Source organism: Streptomyces hokutonensis (assembly GCF_042751305.1).
GTDB lineage: Bacteria > Actinomycetota > Actinomycetes > Streptomycetales > Streptomycetaceae > Streptomyces > Streptomyces hokutonensis_A.
In genome coordinates this window covers 128,885-147,812 of the sequence record NZ_JBHYWD010000020.1, presented here as the reverse complement: position 1 = coordinate 147,812, position 18,928 = coordinate 128,885, and the positions used below count along the sequence as shown (strand labels likewise).

Genomic DNA, 18,928 nt, shown 5'->3' with positions numbered 1-18,928 from the left:
GCCCGCATCCACGGCAGATCGGATCACGATGACACTCCTGCACACCCCACCCAGCGCCCTGCCCGCCGACTGGTACGGCAGCGCCCCCGCTCCGATCGGAGTCGACCAGGCGTTCAACGGCTATGTCGCCGCCACCGTCGTCCACACCCTGGACCGGCTCGGCGTCCTGGACCGACTGGCCGAGCAACAGACCCTGGACGTACCGGAGTTCATCCGTTCGACCGGGCCCGCGGTGCGTGAGCGCGTCGTCCGCGAGGTGCTGCGGGCCGCCGCCGTGTGCGGCTGGCTGCGCCTGGAGGACGACGGCGACACCGCGGTCCTCACCGACGCGGGACGCGAGACCGTCCGGATGCGCGGCTACTTCACCTGGGCGGTCGGCGGATACAGCGGCCTCTTCTCCGGCGCGGCCCAACTGGCCTCCGGTGAGGCCACGTTCGGTGTCGACCTGCTGCGCGACGAGGCGATGGTCGCCCTCGGCTCGGGGCAGAACGACCGCTCCTTCATGGCCGGCACTCTTGACGAGGTCCTCCGAGGCGTCGACTTCCGCACCATCGCCGACCTCGGCAGCGGTATCTCGGCGCGGGTCAGCCGGGTCGTCGGCGGCCGCCCCGGCACCCGCGGCCTGGGCCTGGACATCAGCGGACCGGCCACCGAGCTGGGCCACCGCACCATCGCCGACGCGGGACTTGAGGACCGGGTCCGTGCGATCCAGGCCGATGTCCTCGACGTCTGCCACCGCGACGCCCATCGCGACGCCATCGCCGAGGTGGACACGGTGATGAGCTTCTTCCTGCTGCACGACCTGCTCGCCGACCCCGACACGCGGCCCGAGCTGTTCACCCGGCTGCGCGAGGCGTTCCCGGCCGCCCGCACCTTCGTGCTCGCCGACACCATGCTCCGGCCCGGCGCCGAGGACTCCGCCACCCTGCCGGTGTTCTCCCTCGGCTACGAACTCGCGCACGCGCTCATGGGCGTTCCGCTGCACACCAAGGAGACGTACGAGGAGCTGTTCGCGGCGGCCGGCCTGCACCCCGTGCGCACGGTCGCGTTCGGCACCCCGCACTCGTGGCTGTACGTGCTGGAGGCCCGATGAGCACCAACCCGTTCGCGGTGGTGCGGGAGTTCTCCCCCCGCACCCGGGCGGTGCTCGCCGTCAACGCGGTCAACTCCTTCGGCGGCGGCCTGGTCCTGCCGTTCCTGTGGATCTACCTGAGCCAGGTCCGCGGTCTCGCGTCCTGGGTCCCCGCCGCGACCCTCGCCGTGCAGGCGGCGACCGCGGTGGCCGGCGGCCTCGTCTGGGGAGCCGTGCTCGACCGTGTCGCCCCCCGGCCGGTCGTCACGCTCGTCATGGGCGTGGCCGGAGTGGGCACCGCGCTGTACGCGGTCGCCACGACGGCACCGCTGGCGCTCACCGCGGCGGTCGTCTACGGCCTCGGCATCAGCGGCGTGGGCACCGTCATGCGCTATCTGTACGCCGGTGCCGCCACGGCCCGCGAGCGCGGCCTCGCCTTCTCGGCCGACTACGCGGTGTTCAACGCGATGACGGGCCTGGGCGTTCTGGTCGGCGGTGTGGCCGCGGCCTCGGGGCCCGGTTCGCGGGCGGCCCGATTCGTGGCGCTGTACGTCGCCGACGGCGCGACCTTCCTGGTGGCGGGCGCCGCCTTCCTCCTGCTGCTGCCCCGCATCGAGCGCGCCGGCGGGGCCAAGAAGGCGGCGGAGGGTTCGGTGGGGTACCGGGAGGTGCTGGGCCGGCGCTCCCTCGCGGTACTGCTGGCCACCCTCACGCTGTGCTCGCTGGTGTCGTACGGGCAGCTCAGGAGTGGTCTGCCCGGCTATCTCACGGCCGGCGGGGCGGTCGGCGCCGAGGGGCTCTCGGGTACGTTCGCCGTCAACATCGTGGTCGCCGTTCTGACCCAGATCGTGCTCGGCGAGCGGGTGCAGCGGGTACGGCGCAGCACGGTGCTCGGCGTGACCGGCGTCCTCTGGGCGGCGGCCTGGTCCCTCGTGCTGGTAGCCGGACGCCAGCACGGAACCGCCGCGACCGTACTGGCCATGGCCGGTGTCCTGCTGCTGTCGGTGGGCGAGGCTCTGGTCTTCCCCGTCGTCACCGCGCTGCTGAACGACCTCGCCGACGAACGCGCCCGCGGCCGGGTCAACGCCATGCTGTCGGTCGCCGTCTCCACCGGCTCGGTGGCCGGCCCCCTGCTCGCCGGCTTCACTCTGCCCTTCGCCCACGGGCTGCCGCTGGTCGTCCTGCTGGTCGCCGCCAGTGCGGCCGTGGCCGTGGTGGGACCGGCCCTGCGCCGCGTCCTGCCGAAGGACGCGGACCTGCCGGACCCGGAACCAGAACCGGCGGAAAGCGGGGCCGGGACCGTGCTCGACTCCGCCGCCGTGGCCGCGACCCCATGACCACCGACCACCGGAACCAGGAGGTATCCGTCATGCGGCACTGGCCGTTGAGCGGCATCACCGTGCGCACTCCCCGTGTCGAACTGCGCTGGCCGACTCCGCAGGACCTCGACGCGCTCGCCGAGCTGGGTGCCACGGGCGTGCACGCGCCGGGCTTCATGCCCTTCTTCTCGCAGTGGACGGACGGCGATCCGGCCACCGTCGCCCGCCGGGTCCTGCAACGCCACTGGAACGCCATGGCCAACTGGAGCCCCGCGGACTGGACTCTGTACCTGGTCGTGGTGCACGACGGCGAGGTCGTCGGCTCCCAGTCGCTCGGCGCGCGGGACTTCGCGGCGACCCGCGAGGTGCTCCTCACCTCCTGGCTCGGCCTGGCTCACCAGGGACTCGGCCTCGGCGGCCACGCCCGCGCCGCGTCCCTGGAGCTCGCGTTCGCCGGGCTGGGCGCGCAGGACGCCTTCTCCGTCGTACGGCGTGGAAATGAGGGCTCACAGGCCGTGTGCCGCAAGTTCGGCTTCACCCAGGACGGTGTACAGGTCAACGCCGTACGCGGGGAGCGGGTCGTCAGCGACCGCTACCGGCTGCACCGGGACGTCTGGCAGGCGAACCGTCAAGTCCAAGCAGAAATAGGGGGGTTGACACCGGCGCTCGCCATGTTCGGGGCCGCGGACGCACCCGGGGACCAGGACGCACCGGCGAGCCCGGCGGCAACTGCCGCGCCCGCCCTGGCATCCGTCCTGTCCGGCGTGCGCTTCGCGGCCGACCCCGACCACATCGACGTCTGAGGAACCCGGTATGCCTCGCCCCGTCATCGCCGTCGTCTACGACTTCGGTTCCGTCGCGCCCGCGGACATCGTGGACCGGCTCGAACCGCTCGGCGACGTCGTCCTCGCCGTGTGCCGCTCGGCCCACACCGAGCAACTCGCCCCGCTGCTCCAGGATTTGGCAGCCGTGGTCCCGGTCGACGGGGACCACCCGGCCGATCTCGACGAGGCCGCGTCACGGCTGCGCGCGCACCGTCCGGCCGCCGTGCTCACCTACAGCGAGCGCAGGCTGGCCGTGACGGCGGAACTCGCCGCGCGGCTCGGACTGCCGTACCACGACGCGGCGACCGTACGACTGCTGACGGACAAGTACGAGCAGCGGCGCAGGCTCCGCGAGCGGGGTGTGGACCCGGTCCGCACGGCGTTGTTGCGCACCCCCGGGGACTGGACGCCCGCGCTCGCCGCGGTCGGTCTCCCGGCCGTCCTCAAACCGGCGCGCGGCGAAGGCAGCCGCAACACCCACCTGGTACGTGACGCCGCCACCGGCTCCGCACTCGCCGAGCGTCTGCTGGCAGGCCCCGGCGGCGAGGGGGCCCTCGTGCTGGAGGAGTACCTGGCAGGAGTCGACCGCGCGCCGTTCGGCGACCATGTGTCCGTCGAGAGCGCAGTGGTCGAGGGCCGGGTCACGCACTGGGCGGTCACCGGCAAGTTCCCTCTGGCGCCGCCCTTCCGCGAGGTCGGGCACTACTGGCCGGCCCCGCTCGCGGCCGACGAGCAGGCCGCCGTCGCGGACCTCGCCGGCCGCGCGGTCAGGGCGCTCGGTGTGCGCACCGGCGTCACCCACACCGAGGTCAAGCTGACGGCCGACGGCCCGAGGCTGATCGAGGTCAACGGACGCCTTGGCGGCTTCCAGGCCGGGCTCGGGCGGCTCGCCGGCGGGCTGGACCCGGTGGCCCTGGCGGCCGGCCTCGCGCTCGGCGGACCCGCACCCACGACGTGGGTGCCGCAGGACCGGGTGGTGTTCGCCCGTGCCGTGCCGACACCCGCCGACGGCGGTCTGCTGACCCACGTGCACGGGGTCGCCGATGCGCTCGCCCTGCCCGGCCTCGACGGCTACGAGACCCGGGTGCGGCCCGGCACCCGCGTCGAACCAGGTGTCGCAAGTGGCGAGTTGGCGGTCCTGTGGGGCATCGCCGCCACCCACGCCGAGATGGTCGACGTGCTCGACAAGGCCCTCGACGTGCTCACCTACACCTTCGCCCGCGCACCCGCGGACCCCGGCGAACACAGCCTGCGCGCCCACGAGCTCGGCGCCCGCCCACCCTCCGACTCCCTCGCCCGACGAAAGGCCCCTCCGATGACCACCGAGACGCCGAACGGCACCGCCCGTCCCCCGGGAGCGGAAGTCCACACTGACATACCGCGATTCCTTGCGGTGGCCGGGCATCACGACCCGGCGCCCTTCTACCTCACCGCCGACATGTTCGGCGGCGTCCCGGTCGAGCTCGCGGGGGGCTCCATCACCCACCTCGTCGGCAAACCGGTCGCCGACCCGCACCGGCACCAGGTCGACGAGATCTACTTCCTCGTCTCGCCCAACGCCGGCGGCGCCTGCATCGAGGTCATCGTCGACGGCGAGCGGCACGAGCTGACCTCGCCCGCCCTGCTGCGCGTCCCGGCCGGCGCCGAGCACCGCTTCCTCACCCTGGCGGCGGAGCCCGGGAGTTACTGCTTCGGTCTGCTGCTCAGCGGTGACCGGTGACCGCCCCCGCGGTGCCCCGCACACTGCTGAGGCTGCACCTGTCCGAGAGCCCCTACGGCCCGAGCCCGCATGCCCTGCGCGCCGCCCACGAGGCGATCGACGCCACCGGCGTCTACCCCGACCCCACACGTACCGCGCCCGCCGGGGCCATCGCCGACCTGCTGGGCGTACGAGCCGACGAGGTCGCCGTCGCCAACGGCAGCGACGAACTCGTCCTGCTGAGCGCGCTCTCCCTCGGCGACCGGCAGCGCCCGGGGGTCACCACAGCGGGCACCTTCCCCGGCTACCGGATCTGCCTGGAGAACGTCGGACGCGGCTGCCGCGAGGTCCCGGCGCCGGACATCGCCGCCCTGGCCGACGCCCTCGACACGGCGGGGATCGCCTACGTCTGCAATCCGCACAACCCCACCGGCGGCGTCCTGGACCGGGCCGCGTTCGACCTGCTCGTCGAGCGCGCCGGCGCCACCGGCACCCCGCTCGTGGTGGACGAGGCCTATCTGGACTTCGCCCCGCCCGGCACCCCCCAGGTCCTGGACTACCTCAGCAGCGGCGCACCGGTGCTGGCCCTGCGCACCTTCTCCAAGGCGCACGGCCTGGCCGGGCTGCGAATCGGCTACGCCGTCGGCCGTGCCGATCTGGTCGCACGGCTGCGTGCCGCCCAGGGCACCATGCCCTTCAGCGTCAACCGGGCCGCGCAGGCCGCCGCCGTCGCCGCGCTCGCCGACCGCGGCCACCTGGAGCGCGTACGGCGGGACAACGCGGCGGCCCGCGAACGGTTCCGGGCCGGCCTCGCCGCGCGCGGCCGCCATGCCCTGCCCTCCGTGACCAACTTCCTCGCCGTACCGGTGTCGGACTCCGGGACCGCCGAGCGGCTGCTGGAACAGGACCACGGAATCCTCGTCCGCGACGCCGGCCGCTTCGGTCTCGCCGGTCACCTGCGGATCTCCGTCGGTGAAGCACCCCAGCAGCGTCGCCTGCTGGACGCGCTCGATGCCGTCGCGCCCCTCACCGCACCAATCGCCGTACCCCTCAACACCCTTCAGGAGAACCAGTGATCAAGCCCATTACCCTCGACACCGACCGCCTTCAGCTGCGCGAGGTGCAGCCCGCCGAGGCCGAGGAGCTGAAGGAGGGGCGCACCGCCGGCCTGGACTGGCTCGGCGGCATCCCCGGCGAGGGCTCGCAGGAGGCCGCCGGAATGCTCGTGCGGGCCCACGCGGCCGGGCTGCACCGCCCCGGTTGGGGCATGTACGCACTCATCCGGCAGGAGGACGGCCTCGTCGTCGGCGGCATGGGCTTCCACGGCCCGCCGCAGGACGGGTCGGTCGAGATCGGCTTCGACCTGCACCCCGACGCCCGCGGCCGGGGATATGCCACCGAGGCCCTGGCGGCGCTCGCCCACCGGGCGCTCGGTGATCCGGATGTCGACACCGTTTTCGCGACCACCACCGCCGACAACGTTCCCTCCCAAGGGGTCATGGAACGAGCCGGGTTCGACCGCCGCCCGGACCGCGACGACACGCTCGTGTACGCCCTCACCGACTGACGGGTCATCAGTCCACGACCTACCGGTGGCGCCGCACACCCGCGGCGCCACCGCCCGGCGGCGCACGGCGCCCGCCCCGCCCCCGATACACCCGCCGCCCGCGGCCGGGAGAAACCGAGGCACCCGTGAGTACCGCATCCCCGCCGCTCGCCCTGTCGGCGGTCGACGCACCGACCCAGCCCTACGGCTACCGGCGCCACGAGGCGATCGAGCCGGACTGGCGCCGTTTCCCGGCCTGGCGGCACGTCACGGCCGCGCAATGGCGCGACCCGCAGTGGCAGCGCGCCCACTGCGTGAAGGGAGTACGGCAGCTGCGCGAGGTGGCGGGACCTGGGCTGGACGACACCTTCTATGCCGATCTCGCCACCGACCAGCAGCAGTTCGCGACGATGCCGATCCTGCTCACCCCGCAGGTCCTCAACACCGTCGCCCCGCTCACCGCGCCCGACGCGGCCGCCTGGTACGCCGACCCCGTCCGGCGCTACATGCTGCCCGTCGCCAGCGACCGGCACCCCCGGTGGCCCAGCCATCCGCTCGCATCCCGCGACTCCCTGCACGAGGCCGAGATGTGGGTCGTCGAGGGACTCACCCACCGCTACCCGACGAAGGTCCTCGCCGAACTCGTCACCACCTGCCCCCAGTACTGCGGGCACTGCACCCGCATGGACCTGGTCGGCACCTCCACCCCGCAGGTCGACAAGTACCGCTTCGTGCTGCGCCCCACCGACCGCCTCGACCGGATGATCGCCTATCTCAAGGCCACCCCCGCGGTCCGCGACGTCGTCGTCTCCGGCGGGGACGTCGCCAACGTGCCCTGGCCGCGGCTGCGTTCATTCGTCGACCGGCTGCTCGACCTGGACAACGTGCGCGACATCCGGCTCGCCAGCAAGGGCCTGATCGGACTGCCCCAGCACTGGCTCGCCCCCGACGTCCTCGACGGCATGGCCGCACTCACCGCCAAGGCCACCGTGCGCGGTGTCTCCCTGGCGATGCACACCCATGCCAACAACGTCCAGCAGGTCACCCCCCTGGTCGCCGAGGCGTCCCGCGCCCTGCTCGCGGCCGGCCTGCGCGACGTACGCAACCAGGGCGTCCTGCTGCACGGCGTCAACCACACGCCCGAGGCCCTGCTCGACCTGTGCTTCGCGCTCCTCGACAGCGCCCAGATCACGCCGTACTACTTCTATCTCTGCGACATCGTGCCGTCCGCCGAGCACTGGCGGCTCCCGCTGGCCGAGGCCCAGCGCCTGCAGCACGCCATCATGGGCTACCTCCCCGGCTTCGCCACTCCGCGTCTGGTCTGCGACGTGCCCTATGTAGGCAAGCGCTGGGTACACCAGGCCGAGGGCTACGACCGCGAACTCGGCATCTCCGACTGGTCGAAGAACTACCTGACCTCGGTCGAACACGACGACCCGCAGGCACTGCGCCGCGTCCACCACTACTACGACCCGCTGCACACCCTGCCCGAGGCCGGACAGGCGCACTGGGCGCAGTGGCAGCCGGGGGACGAGCGGTGAACGGCGCCGCGCGCGAACCGAGTTCGCCCCTCGGACTGCACCGGGTCGTGGAACCGCCCGGAGTGCTGCCCCAGGCCGCCCGCCGGCTCGACCCCGACGCCCCGCTGCACGAGGACGAGGTACGCGTCGACGTCGAGCACCTCAATCTCGACGCGGCCTCCTACCGCCAGCTGTACGAAGCCCACGGCGGCGACGGGGAGGCCGTGCGCGAGGCGGTGTGCCGCATCGTGCGCGAACGCGGCAAGATGCACAACCCGGTGACCGGCTCCGGCGGAATGCTGATCGGCACCGTGGCCGAGACCGGACCGCGCTCCCCGCTGGGCCTCAAGCCGGGCGACCGGGTGGCCAGCCTGGTCTCGCTCACCCTGACCCCGCTGACGCTCACCGATGGGCTGCGCGACTGGGACGGGCTGAGCGAGCGGGCACCGGCCCGCGGGCACGCCGTCCTCTTCGGCCGTTCGATCGCCGCCGCACTCCCCGCCGACCTGCCCGACGAACTGTCCCTCGCGGTCCTCGACGTGTGCGGAGCACCCGCGCTGACCGCCCGCACCGTCGCCGACCACACCGCCCGCACCGGTGTCACGCCCACGGTCGCGGTGCTCGGCGCGTCCGGCAAGTCCGGCAGCCTGGCCCTCGCAGCGGCCCGCCGTGCCGGTGCCCACCGCCTCGTAGGGGTCGTGCCCGACGCGGCCGAAGAGGTCGCGCTCACCCGCTCCCGCCTCGCCGACACGGTCGTGCGAGCCGATGCCCGCGACGCGGTCGCGCTCGGCGAGCGCCTGGCGGACTGCGGCGGCCCGGTCGACATCACCGTGGTCTGCACCGACGTCCCCGGCTGCGAACACGCGGCGATTCTCGCCACCCGCGACGGCGGCACCGTGATCTTCTTCTCGATGGCGACGTCCTTCCCCGCCGCCGCGCTCGGCGCCGAGGGCCTGCGGGCCGACGTCACCATGCTCATCGGCAACGGGTACCAGCCCGGGCACGCCGAACAGGCGCTGGACCTGGTGCGCACCGACCCGGGCGTGCGGGGACTCTTCGACCGGCGGCTGCCGCACGAGGACGCCTCGAAGGAGGCCGTCGCTGTGTCACGCTCCACCGTTCCTCCCCCAACCACCTCCCTCGACTCCGTCACCCACCGGCCCGCCACCCCCGCCGGCAAGCTCGGGCTCGATCCTCAACTGGTCAACCGCGCACGGGAGTTGGCGATGCGTGCCGGGCGCCCGGTCGTGGACCTCGCACGGTCCCACACCACCGTCGCCGTCGAACGGGCCGCGCTGCGCCTGGCCGGACTCTCCGGCGCCGACGCCGAGGGCATCCCCTGGGCCAACCGGCTGGTGGACGCCGTACGCGACCAGGTCGGCCTCGAACACGGCGTCGCCCTGCCGGTCTGGCACGCGCTCCGCACCGGCGCGGGCCGTGACCTCACCGACCTCGCCGCCCGGGCCACTGCCCGGGACGTCTCCTTCCGGCTGCCCGAGGGGGACGAGGCCGCCGCGGCCGTACGAACCGCCCGCCGAGCCATGGCCGGCGGACTGGCCGTCATCGACACCCGCCGGCGGGAACGCGAACGGCTGGTGAGTCAGTGGGGCGGGACCCGCGGACCGCTCGTCTACCTGATCGTGGCCACCGGCGACATCCACGAGGACATCCGCCAGGCGAGTGCCGCGGCCCGCGGCGGCGCCGACGTCATCGCGGTCATCCGTTCCACGGGGCAGTCGCTGCTCGACTACGTACCTCACGGCGCCACCCGCGAGGGCTACGCCGGCACCTACGCCACCCAGGAGAACTTCCGCCTGATGCGGGCCGCGCTCGACGAGGTCTCCGCCGAACTCGGCCGCTACGTCCGCCTGACCAACTACGCGTCGGGGCTGTGCATGCCGGAGATCGCGGTCCTGGCGGGTTTCGAACGCCTCGACATGATGCTCAACGACTCGATGTACGGCATCCTCTTCCGCGACATCAACCCCGTCCGCACCTTCGTCGACCAGCGGTTCTCCCGCCAACTGCACGCCCGCGCGGGCATCGTGATCAACACCGGCGAGGACAACTACCTCACCACCGCCGACGCCGTGCAGGCCGCCCACACGGTGACGGCCAGTCAGCTGCTGAACGAGTACTTCGGCAAGGAGGCCGGGCTCAGCGATGGCCAACTCGGCCTCGGCCACGCCTTCGAGATCGATCCGGACCTGCCGGACTCGTTCCGCATGGAGTTGTCCCACGCCCTGCTGGCCCGCGAACTGTTCCCCGACGCCCCCTTGAAGTGGATGCCGCCGACCCGGCACATGACGGGCGACGTCTTCCGCGGCTACCTGCTCAACGGCTTCTTCAACCTGGCCGGTGCGCTGACCCGACAGGACATCCTGCTCGTCGGCATGATGACCGAGGCCGTCGTCACACCCTTCCTGTCGGACCGGGACCTGGCACTGCAGAACGTCCGCTACGTGCGGGAGGCCGCCGGCGCCCTGGAGGAGGACTTCCGCCCCGCCCCCGGCGGAATGATCGCCCGCCGTGCCGACCAGGTGCTGCGCGAGGCCGTCGACCTGCTGGAGCGGATCTGCGACCGCGGCCTGCTGGACGCCATCGCCGCGGGCACCTTCGGCGGCATGCGCAGGCCCGTCGAGGGCGGCCGAGGCCGGGACGGAGTCGCCGAACGGGCCCCGGGCTACCGCAATCCCGCCATCGAACTGCTGGACCGATCCCCGGGCTCCGACCATGAAAGCGAAGGAGAAGACCAGCCATGACCGAACCCGACCCGCCACCGTCCGCGGTGCGCCCCTACGGCGACACGACCGACGACGGCATGGTCCAGCTGTCGTTCACCCTCCCCCTGCCGCACGAGCCGCTCGCCGAGGCGACCGCTCTCCAACTGGCCCGCCAGATGGGCCTGGAGCGCCCGCTCCTGGTGCACGCCCGCCCGATCGGTGCCGAGTTCACCTTCTTCGTCGTCTACGGCCCCGTCGCCCACCGGGTGGAACTGGACTCGGTGGACGTCATGGAGCGGGAGTACCCACTCTTGTCCGCCCAGGAGGTCGACGAGACGCTGCACGCGCGACTGGGCCGAGACCTGGTCGTGGTGGGTGCCTGCATCGGCACCGACGCCCACACCGTCGGTATCGACGCCATCCTCAACATCAAGGGCTTCGCGGGCCAGAAGGGCCTTGAGTACTACCACTCGATGCGTGTGGTGAACCTCGGAGCGCAGGTCGCCGTCGCCGACCTGGCGCGCCGGGCGGTGAGCGAGGGCGCCGACGCCGTCCTGGTCTCCCAGGCCGTCACCCAGCGCGACGCCCATCTCACCAATGTGCGCGAACTCGGCGCGGAACTGGATATCGCCTTCGCGGGCCGCACCCGGCCGCTGCTCGTGGTCGGCGGACCGCGCTTCGATCCGGCGATGGCCGCCGAGATTGGCGCGGACCGGGTCTTCGGCCGCGGTACGACCCCCGACGACGTTGCCAGCTATCTCACCCACGCCCTCACCGCGGCCCGTGAGGGCCAGGTCACCTCGGACACGCGGGCCCGGATCGGAGACACCGTATGACCCCGCCCCGCCCCACCGGCGACCGCCTCGACTCCCGCTTCCGTGCGGTGGCGGCCCGCGAACCCACCCGTACGGCCGTGACGGACGCCTACGGCCCGCTCACCTACGGCGAGTTGGCCGAGCAGGCCGCCACCGTCACCCGTACCCTGCGCGACCGGGTGGCTCCCGGGCAGCCGGTCGCGCTACGCGCGGGCCGCTCCCGGCACGCACTGGCCGCGCTCCTGGGCATCCTCGGCGCCGGAGCGTCCTACCTACCGGTCGACCCCGGCTACCCGGAACAGCGGCAGCGCCACCTCCTGGAGGACTCAGGCACCCAACTCGTCGTCACCGACGGGGAGTTGGCACCCGACGAGACACCGCTGGCGGAGCTGGGACCGCTCCGGCTCGCCGCCCGGCCGCCCGTGCCCGGCGCCGCGGTGCTCCCACCCGACACGGCCTACATCATCTATACCTCGGGCTCCACCGGCGTCCCCAAGGGGTGCGTCGTCGGGCACCCACAGGTTCTCGCCTTGCTGGACGCGGCCATTCCGCTGTTCGGCAGCGGGGCCGACGACGTGTGGACCCTGTTCCACTCGTGGAGCTTCGACTTCAGTGTCTGGGAGATCTGGGGTGCCCTGCTGTACGGCGGGCGCGCGGTCGTGGTCGACCAGGAGACAGCTGCCGATCCGGACGCCTTCGCGGCCCTGCTGGCGGCCGAACGCGTCACGGTGCTCGACCAGGTGCCCTCCGCGTTCGGCAACCTGGTCACCGAGGCGACCGCGAGCGGTCTGCGGCTGCCCGCGCTGCGCCATGTCGTCCTCGGCGGCGAGGCGTTGGTCCCCGACGACATCCGCCGCTGGTGGGCCGCCGGCGTCGCACCCAACGCGGCGGTGACCAACATGTACGGGATCACCGAGACCACGGTGCACGTCACCCACTGCCGACTGACTCCGGAGATACTCCGCGAGGCCGGACCCGGACGCACCCCGATCGGACGGCCGTTGGCACATCTGGACGTCCAACTCCGGGACGGGAATGGCCGTTTGGTGTCACCGGGAGAGCGCGGCGAGCTGTGGGTGGGCGGTGCCGGCGTGAGCCACGGCTATCTCGGCCGGCCCGAACTGACCGCGGAACGCTTCCCCCGGGCCCCCGAGGACGGCGGTCGCCGCTACCGCAGCGGCGACTGGGCGGTCGCCAACGCCGAAGGCTTCCTCCACTACGTCGGCCGGATGGACGGCCAGGTGAAACTGCGCGGCTTCCGCATCGAACTCGGCGAGGTCGAGGCCGCGTTGAGGGCACTGCCAGGGGTGCTCGGAGCCGCCTGCCTGGTCGACGACGCAGGCCGCACACCCGCACTCGCCGCCTTCGTCGTCGCCGACCGCGACACGCTCCCCCCGGCGCGGGTGCGAGAACTGCTCGCCGAGCGGCTGCCCGTCCACATGCGTCCGCAGAGGTTGCACTATCTCGACCGGCTCCCGACCACCCCGCACGGCAAGCTCGACCGGACCGCCCTCGCCGCGGAGCGCACTGGCGGCCGGGTCTCCACCCTCTGACCACCCCACCCACACGGAAGCGGTCCCTCCATGCCCATCGAATTCATCGGAATGATCGGATCCAAGGACTCCGAGAGCGGCCCCCACGGGCCCGACGTGGACCCGGAGTTCACGCTGCGCTCGGCGCGCGTGCACGAGGACGCCGGGTTCGACCGGGTGCTCATCGGGTACAGCTCCGGTTCGCCCGACGGCGCGCAGATCGCCGCCTATGTGGCGGCCCGCACCGAGCGCCTCGGTCTGCTGCTGGCCCACCGTCCGGGTGTGGTGGAGCCCACCATGGCCGCCCGGTCCTTCGCCACGCTGGACCACTTCAGCGGCGGCCGGCTCGCCGTCCACGTCATCTCCGGCGGAAGTGACGCCGAACAGCGGCGCGACGGCGACTACTTGGCCAAGGACGACCGCTACGCCCGTACGGACGAGTTCCTCGATGTGCTCAAGAGCGCGTGGCAGGAGCCGGACGGGTTCAGCCACAAGGGCCGCTTCTACCGCTTCGACGACTTCCGCTCCGAGGTCCGGCCCCTGCAACGGCCGCGCGTGCCGCTGTACTTCGGAGGCTCGTCGGCCGCCGCCCTGCGGGTCGGCGGCCGGCACGCGGACGTGTTCGCGCTGTGGGGCGAGCCGCTGGCGCAGACAGCCGAGCAGATCGCCGCCGTACAGGCCGCGGCGCGGGCGGCCGGACGCGCCGAGCCGCCCAGGATCAGTGTTTCCTTCCGGCCGATCCTCGGCCGGACCGAGGACGAGGCGTGGGAGCGGGCCTACGGCATCCTGGACACCATCCGGCAGCGGGGGACCGCCGGTTCCTTCTTCGACCGGAGCCGTCCGCCGCTGCCGCTCGGCCCGTCGGCACGCCCGGAGAACACCGGGTCGCAGCGGCTGCTGGCCGCTGCCGCGATGGGCGAGCGGCACGATCGCGCCCTGTGGACCGCGCCCGCCGCCGCCACCGGGGCGGCCGGCAACTCCACCGCTCTGGTGGGCACTCCGGAGACGGTGGCGCAGGCGCTGCTGGACTACGTCGACATCGGCGTGACCACGTTCCTGCTGCGCGGCTACGAACCGCTCCCGGACGCCGAGGAGTTCGGAAGGTCGCTGCTGCCGCTGGTGCGTCAGGAGGTCGAGCGGAGGGCCCGGCCGGCGCTGGTGGCCGGCTGAGATCGTGTCACCGATGGGATGCGCAGCACGAAGGCCGGGGGCGGCGACGGTGAACACCGCCTGCGCCCCCGGCCTTCGTACCGGTGGAGCGACTCACACCTGGGTGAGACCGAACCCGTGGAACTTGGTGGCCTGCAGGGCCAGCAGCACCAGGTGCGCCCGGTTGCTGACGCCCGCCTTGCCGCGGATACGGCGCAAATACGTATCCACCGTGTGCGGACTCAGGTTCATCCGGCGCGCGATGGCGGTGTAGGTGTGTCCCTCGGCGAGATGGCCAAGCACTTCCAGCTCGCGGTCACTGAGGAGGTTCAGGGTGTCGGAGGCGAACGGACTCACAGCTGTGCCTTTCATGAGGGAGGAGGACCGCGCGGCCAGGTGCTCTCGCGTCGAGGAAGTGTCCGGGATCTGCTGGTGTCACGGAGTTCTCTGTGCAGGCGGTGACGGACGGACGTGGGCGGACGTCCCGAGGGAAGGGTGGGTGCGAGGGTGATCATCGATCGGTGTGGTCACCCTAATCGCGCGACGAGAGCCGGAACGGCACTGTCACAGGCATTCTGAGCGGCACTTCAGGACACTGGTCGTGCCACTCATACCTCCTCGCCGGCCGCAGGCAGCGTCCTACGGGACAGCGGCGAGGGCAGGATCCACAGGCAGGCGGTGAGTGCTCCGGCCGCCGCGATCCACAGCGTGCCCCGTAGACCCAGTGATGCGGCCAGGGCACCCGAGAGCAGCGCGGCGAGTGGCCGCATGCCGAGGTTCACTCCCTGGTAGGCGCCGAACACACTGGACCGCATGGCGTCCGGGACCAGCGAGGTCAGCAGGGTGGCCGCGGTGATGTCGATCCAGATGACGCCCATCGCCGAACCGAACTGCGCGCCGACGAGCATGAGCAGGACTGCGGGTCCGGACCCGTGGGCCGCGGGGATCAGCAGCAGGGGGGCGGGGGTCGCCAGGCAGCCGAGCAGAAGGGTCCGGCCCACTCCGAGACGCCGGGTGAGCGGGGTCGCGGAGACTGCCCCCACCACCGCGCCGACGGCTCCCGCCCCCAGCACCGTGCCCAGCAGCCCCGCGCCGAGGCCCAGGGTGGTGGTGGCGTACAGGACGAAGAGGGTGGTGGTGACGAAGCAGAAGAAGTTGAGCGTGGCCGTGGCGCCCAGCGCCGCCCGGATGGACCGGGAGCGGACGATGAACCGGCCTGCCGCCCGCAGTCGTACGCGGCTTTGCGAGGGCGGAGCCTCCTGCGGGGCGATACGGGCCAGGAACACCGCCGAGACGAGGTACGACAGCGCGTCCACGAGCAGAGCGATGGGCGCGGAAGCCAGCTGCACCAGAAAGCCACCGGCGCTGGGCCCGACGACCTTCGCCATGGCCCGGCTACCGCTGCCCAGCGCGTTGCCGGCCACGTAATCGCCCGGCGACACCAGCGCCTTGAACAGCGGCGGATTGCACACCTCGAAAAGCACCGACAGCAGACCGACGCCGAAGGCCACCGCGAAGAGGACGGTGAACGTCAGCGTGCCGAGGACGTACACGAGGGGCAGACCGAGGAGCAGGGCGAAGCGGCCCAGGTCGGCGGCGATCATGACACGGCGGCGGTGCCTGCGGCGGTCCGCCCACAGTCCGGCCCAGGGCCCGAACAGGAGGTGCGGCAGCCAGACCGCGGCACCGAGATAGCCGATCTGGGCCGCGTCGGCGTGCACGACGGTGACGGCGATGAGAGGGATGGCGAGAGCGGATACCTGGTCGCCGAGGTACGACACCGTCTGCGCCGTCCAGTAGCGGCGGAACGCGGTGTCGTACAGCAGACCGGGTATCCAGGACAGGAAGCGAGAGCGGGTGGCCGGCCGGGGTGCGGGGGCGGCGGTCTCCTCGGGGGCGGAGGCGTACACGGGAGGGCCTTCCTGTGGTCGTCGGGCATGACGTGCGGAGAGATGCCCGTGGACGCACGGCATGCCGGAACCGGAGAGAACCGCCGACACGACGACGCGGGCAGTTCCGCAACGCGGCATGGCGCACGGCCACGACCGTTCGATGACCCAGGTCCTCCGGCTGCTGTGGGATGACACCGGAGGTGGTCCGCGCGGAGCGCGCGACCCGGCCGGGGCTACGGTGCGGACCGCCCGTCCCACCTGCCCAGCCGAGCCCTCACGATAGCGCGGACGCCTCCGTCCGTCGCCCCCCACCCGCTGAACCACGCCTCCCCACGCCGGACTTCGGCGGTTCCGGGACAGGCCTGTCCATCCTGCCGCGCGTCGAGAGCGACGAACTCAGTTGCGACAACCGGTGCCCAGCGTCGCCGGAATCGATCGCCCCGTCCTGTGGCGGTTCTCTTTCATGCGCCCTCGCCCTGGTCATTGCCGACGAGTTTCTCAGCGATGTCTTGCATACCCCCGTGCGGCAGTCGTAGCGCGATCACCCGCTGGATTTGAAACGAATCGACGATGCGTCCCGACTTTTGTGGGGAGATGGCCGTCGCCGCGTTCACCAGCATGGATGTTGCCCGGACCGCAGGCGTCCCCCGGAGCAAGGTCTCGTACGTCATGACCGGTAAGCGGTCGATCTCCGAGCGCACCCGCAAACGAGTGTTGGCCGCAATGGAGCAGCTAGCTTACGAGCCCAACGCCGGCGCCCGGGCTCTCGCCGGCCGACGCACGCAGGTCATCGGCTTGGTGGTGCCGTTCAAGGCGACGTCCGACACGGCCGGCTCTCTGCCGTTCATCGAGACCATCGCCGGCGAGGCGCGGGCTCATGACCACGAAGTCCTGCTCGCCACCTCCGACGAGGAGCCTGCGGGGCTCCCACGCCTTGCCGGGCGTTCGTTGTGCGACGCGATCACCATGATGGACGTTCGCGAGCAGGACGAACGTGTCCCGGTGGGTGCCTCGTTGCCGGTCCCGGTTGTTCTCGTCGGATTGCCGGACGACCCGGCCGGGCTGTTCTGTGTGGATCTCGACTTCGAGGCGGCCGCCCGGATGGCCGTCGATGAATTTGTGGACACCCCCACCCAGCACGACGAAATTGCCCTGCTGGGCTGCATGGCGGTGATGATGGATCATCCGGTCAACTTGTCAGCCGGTTCCTACGAGCCGCGCGCGAGCAGGCGCAGGCACGCGGGGTCCCGCTGACCGTGGTCGAGTCGGAGCGAGTGGAGACCGGCCAGACCGTCGATCTGCTGCTGGCCCACGGTGGCCGGGGACGCCTCGGGCTCATCGTGCCGGACGGCGGTGCAATGGGATGGCCAACCTTGCGCTTTCATGAGGTGGCCGGTCCGCAGGCTGATCAGAGACACAGAAAGCGACGGCCGCCAGGTGGTCTCGCGGGCTGGCTCGGTCCTGCTGGTGGAGACGGTCCGTAGAACCGGCCTCGACCAGGCGATATCCGCGGCGCCGGCACCGTGGCGCACACCCCGGGCCGTCCATGATTGCGGGGAAGAGCCTCCTGGACGTCGCACTGGCGGTCGCGTTGGGCGGGGACTGCCTGGCCGATGTCGGCATGCTGCGGGCCGAGCGCGCCGTGTTCGGGCCGGTCGCCTCCGACCCTACGGTCTCCCGCCTGGTCGACACCCTCGCAGCCTCCGGAGAGAAAGCTCTGCGGGCGATCCGTGCCACGCGGGCCGAAGCACGCCAGCGGGCCTGGCAGTTGGCCGACGGGAAAGTGCCCGCTGCGGGCAGCTCTCGTGGGCGAGCGCGGCCCCTCCACGACGCCTGCAGCGCATGCGCGTCGGGCTGTGCACCGACCGCCCCGCTCGCTTCCGCTCGTTCCGCTGAGCGGATCCGGGGGCGACAGCCGGATGGCGGCGCACCATGCTGGCCGTCGGCCGCTGCAGGCCGCAGGCCGCGCGGCACGAAGAGAGCAACTACCAGGGGGAGTTATGAGCGAAGCATCGAAACCGACTCATCGCCGCGTACTCGCCGTGGCGGCGGCCGGGCTGCGGAGGTGGGCGGCCCGGTTGGCCCACTCGCCGAAGGCGGGGGTACTGGTCGTGGCGGCGCTGGTGGCCACCGCGTTCGCGGTGACACCCGCTTACGCGGACGATCCCGGACTGAACTGCGCGGCCACCGCGACCGCCACCATCTCGGTGACGCCCAACCCTGTGGTCTACGGCCACACCGCCCTGGTGCAGTGGAGCGCGAACTGCGTGGCCAACAGCCCCGACGCTCTGCTGCAGATCACCGGTCCGGGCTTCAACCCGTCCACCACCGTCTTCCCGGTCGGCGGCGGATCGCAGTCGGTGTTCATCACCCAGACCGGAACCGTCGGCTGGGGCGTCACGGTCATCGACGCGTCCTCGGACACCGGATTCAGCAGGGGCCTGGCTTCCACCTCGGCCTCGGTCACCGACGTGACGACCGTGCCCAACCTGGCCGGCGACAGCCAGACCCAGGCCAGCCAGGCACTCTCAGCCGCCGGATACGTACTCGGTGGCGTCAGCACCACCGTCGACTGCGACAACATCAACCGGGTGACCAACCAGAGTCCGGACGCGGGCACCGTACTGCTCCCGGGATCCTCGGTCTCCATCACCCTCGGCAAGAAGCCCGCCCCACCTGCCCAGTGCCCCTGACCCCAACAACTCCCCACCGCCCTGCCTCGGGGGGGGGGCCCGCCCCCCCCCCCCCCCCCCCGGGGGGTGTCGGCCCCCGCCGCCCGACTGGGGGTCGGAGGTGGGCGGCGAGTGCGCGGGGGGGCTCGCGCCCGCGAGAACCAA

The 18,928-nt window shown here is 72.3% G+C and carries 16 protein-coding genes and 1 pseudogene; 14 read left to right on the top strand and 3 right to left on the bottom strand.

Annotated features, from left to right (window positions below):
* Positions 1-28: 28 nt before the first annotated feature.
* From ACFXC1_RS38495 to ACFXC1_RS38445, 11 genes are all read left to right on the top strand, one after another.
* Positions 29-1,093: a methyltransferase gene (locus ACFXC1_RS38495; RefSeq protein WP_381251785.1), complete on the top strand. Its 1,065-nt coding sequence runs from the start codon at positions 29-31 to the stop codon at positions 1,091-1,093.
* Positions 1,090-2,409, top strand: coding sequence for an MFS transporter (locus tag ACFXC1_RS38490; RefSeq protein WP_381251783.1), 1,320 nt, complete (start codon positions 1,090-1,092; stop codon positions 2,407-2,409). Before ACFXC1_RS38495 ends, ACFXC1_RS38490 begins: the two co-directional genes overlap by 4 nt.
* Positions 2,406-3,194, top strand: a complete 789-nt coding sequence (locus ACFXC1_RS38485; RefSeq protein ID WP_381251782.1) for a GNAT family N-acetyltransferase — start codon at positions 2,406-2,408, stop codon at positions 3,192-3,194. Before ACFXC1_RS38490 ends, ACFXC1_RS38485 begins: the two co-directional genes overlap by 4 nt.
* A gap of 10 nt (positions 3,195-3,204) precedes the next feature.
* Positions 3,205-4,935: an ATP-grasp domain-containing protein gene (locus tag ACFXC1_RS38480; RefSeq protein ID WP_381251780.1), complete on the top strand. Its 1,731-nt coding sequence runs from the start codon at positions 3,205-3,207 to the stop codon at positions 4,933-4,935.
* Between the two features lie 11 nt (positions 4,936-4,946).
* Positions 4,947-5,990, top strand: a complete 1,044-nt coding sequence (locus tag ACFXC1_RS38475) for a pyridoxal phosphate-dependent aminotransferase (RefSeq protein WP_381251778.1) — start codon at positions 4,947-4,949, stop codon at positions 5,988-5,990.
* Positions 5,987-6,481, top strand: a complete 495-nt coding sequence (locus tag ACFXC1_RS38470; RefSeq protein ID WP_381251776.1) for a GNAT family N-acetyltransferase — start codon at positions 5,987-5,989, stop codon at positions 6,479-6,481. The genes ACFXC1_RS38475 and ACFXC1_RS38470 overlap by 4 nt, the downstream gene beginning before the upstream one ends.
* A gap of 125 nt (positions 6,482-6,606) precedes the next feature.
* On the top strand, positions 6,607-8,001 hold the full coding sequence (locus tag ACFXC1_RS38465) for a KamA family radical SAM protein (RefSeq protein ID WP_381251774.1): 1,395 nt from the start codon (positions 6,607-6,609) through the stop codon (positions 7,999-8,001).
* The gene (kamD, locus tag ACFXC1_RS38460; RefSeq protein ID WP_381251772.1) at positions 7,998-10,742 is read left to right on the top strand and encodes a lysine 5,6-aminomutase subunit alpha; all 2,745 of its coding nucleotides are present in this window, start codon (positions 7,998-8,000) and stop codon (positions 10,740-10,742) included. The genes ACFXC1_RS38465 and kamD overlap by 4 nt, the downstream gene beginning before the upstream one ends.
* Positions 10,739-11,539: a lysine 5,6-aminomutase subunit beta gene (gene kamE, locus ACFXC1_RS38455; RefSeq protein WP_381251770.1), complete on the top strand. Its 801-nt coding sequence runs from the start codon at positions 10,739-10,741 to the stop codon at positions 11,537-11,539. The genes kamD and kamE overlap by 4 nt, the downstream gene beginning before the upstream one ends.
* A complete protein-coding gene (locus ACFXC1_RS38450) occupies positions 11,536-13,071 on the top strand; it encodes an amino acid adenylation domain-containing protein (RefSeq protein WP_381251769.1) in 1,536 nt (511 codons plus the stop codon). The genes kamE and ACFXC1_RS38450 overlap by 4 nt, the downstream gene beginning before the upstream one ends.
* 30 nt (positions 13,072-13,101) lie before the next feature.
* On the top strand, positions 13,102-14,220 hold the full coding sequence (locus ACFXC1_RS38445; RefSeq protein WP_381251767.1) for an LLM class flavin-dependent oxidoreductase: 1,119 nt from the start codon (positions 13,102-13,104) through the stop codon (positions 14,218-14,220).
* Between the two features lie 93 nt (positions 14,221-14,313).
* On the opposite strand, the gene ACFXC1_RS38440 is transcribed toward ACFXC1_RS38445, so the two are convergent.
* From ACFXC1_RS38440 to ACFXC1_RS38430, 3 genes are all read right to left on the bottom strand, one after another.
* A complete protein-coding gene (locus ACFXC1_RS38440) occupies positions 14,314-14,556 on the bottom strand; it encodes a response regulator transcription factor (RefSeq protein WP_381251765.1) in 243 nt (80 codons plus the stop codon).
* 251 nt (positions 14,557-14,807) lie between these two features.
* Positions 14,808-16,109: an MFS transporter gene (locus ACFXC1_RS38435; protein WP_381251763.1), complete on the bottom strand. Its 1,302-nt coding sequence runs from the start codon at positions 16,107-16,109 to the stop codon at positions 14,808-14,810.
* A gap of 443 nt (positions 16,110-16,552) precedes the next feature.
* On the bottom strand, positions 16,553-16,762 hold the full coding sequence (locus ACFXC1_RS38430) for a hypothetical protein (RefSeq protein ID WP_381251761.1): 210 nt from the start codon (positions 16,760-16,762) through the stop codon (positions 16,553-16,555).
* Between ACFXC1_RS38430 and ACFXC1_RS38425 the strand changes: the two genes are divergently transcribed.
* From ACFXC1_RS38425 to ACFXC1_RS38415, 3 genes and pseudogenes are all read left to right on the top strand, one after another.
* On the top strand, positions 16,761-17,345 hold the full coding sequence (locus ACFXC1_RS38425) for a LacI family DNA-binding transcriptional regulator (RefSeq protein WP_381251759.1): 585 nt from the start codon (positions 16,761-16,763) through the stop codon (positions 17,343-17,345). The genes ACFXC1_RS38430 and ACFXC1_RS38425 overlap by 2 nt on opposite strands.
* 129 nt (positions 17,346-17,474) lie before the next feature.
* Positions 17,475-17,889 (top strand): annotated as a pseudogene (locus ACFXC1_RS38420) (transposase); the annotation flags it as partial.
* A gap of 202 nt (positions 17,890-18,091) precedes the next feature.
* Complete coding sequence (locus ACFXC1_RS38415) at positions 18,092-18,784, top strand: PASTA domain-containing protein (protein ID WP_381251757.1); 693 nt, start codon at positions 18,092-18,094, stop codon at positions 18,782-18,784.
* The last annotated feature ends 144 nt before the right edge of the window (positions 18,785-18,928 follow it).

Excerpts from the sequence above, each read along its gene's own strand:
- ACFXC1_RS38495 (WP_381251785.1), top strand. The coding sequence starts at position 29 with ATGACACTCCTGCACACCCCACCCAGCGCCCTGCCCGCCGACTGGTAC.
- ACFXC1_RS38490 (WP_381251783.1), top strand. The coding sequence starts at position 1,090 with ATGAGCACCAACCCGTTCGCGGTGGTGCGGGAGTTCTCCCCCCGCACC.
- ACFXC1_RS38485 (WP_381251782.1), top strand. The coding sequence starts at position 2,406 with ATGACCACCGACCACCGGAACCAGGAGGTATCCGTCATGCGGCACTGG.
- ACFXC1_RS38480 (WP_381251780.1), top strand. The coding sequence starts at position 3,205 with ATGCCTCGCCCCGTCATCGCCGTCGTCTACGACTTCGGTTCCGTCGCG.
- kamE (WP_381251770.1), top strand. The coding sequence starts at position 10,739 with ATGACCGAACCCGACCCGCCACCGTCCGCGGTGCGCCCCTACGGCGAC.
- ACFXC1_RS38450 (WP_381251769.1), top strand. The coding sequence starts at position 11,536 with ATGACCCCGCCCCGCCCCACCGGCGACCGCCTCGACTCCCGCTTCCGT.
- ACFXC1_RS38445 (WP_381251767.1), top strand. The coding sequence starts at position 13,102 with ATGCCCATCGAATTCATCGGAATGATCGGATCCAAGGACTCCGAGAGC.
- ACFXC1_RS38425 (WP_381251759.1), top strand. The coding sequence starts at position 16,761 with ATGACCGGTAAGCGGTCGATCTCCGAGCGCACCCGCAAACGAGTGTTG.
- ACFXC1_RS38430 (WP_381251761.1), bottom strand. The coding sequence starts at position 16,762 with ATGACGTACGAGACCTTGCTCCGGGGGACGCCTGCGGTCCGGGCAACA.
- ACFXC1_RS38415 (WP_381251757.1), top strand. The coding sequence starts at position 18,092 with ATGAGCGAAGCATCGAAACCGACTCATCGCCGCGTACTCGCCGTGGCG.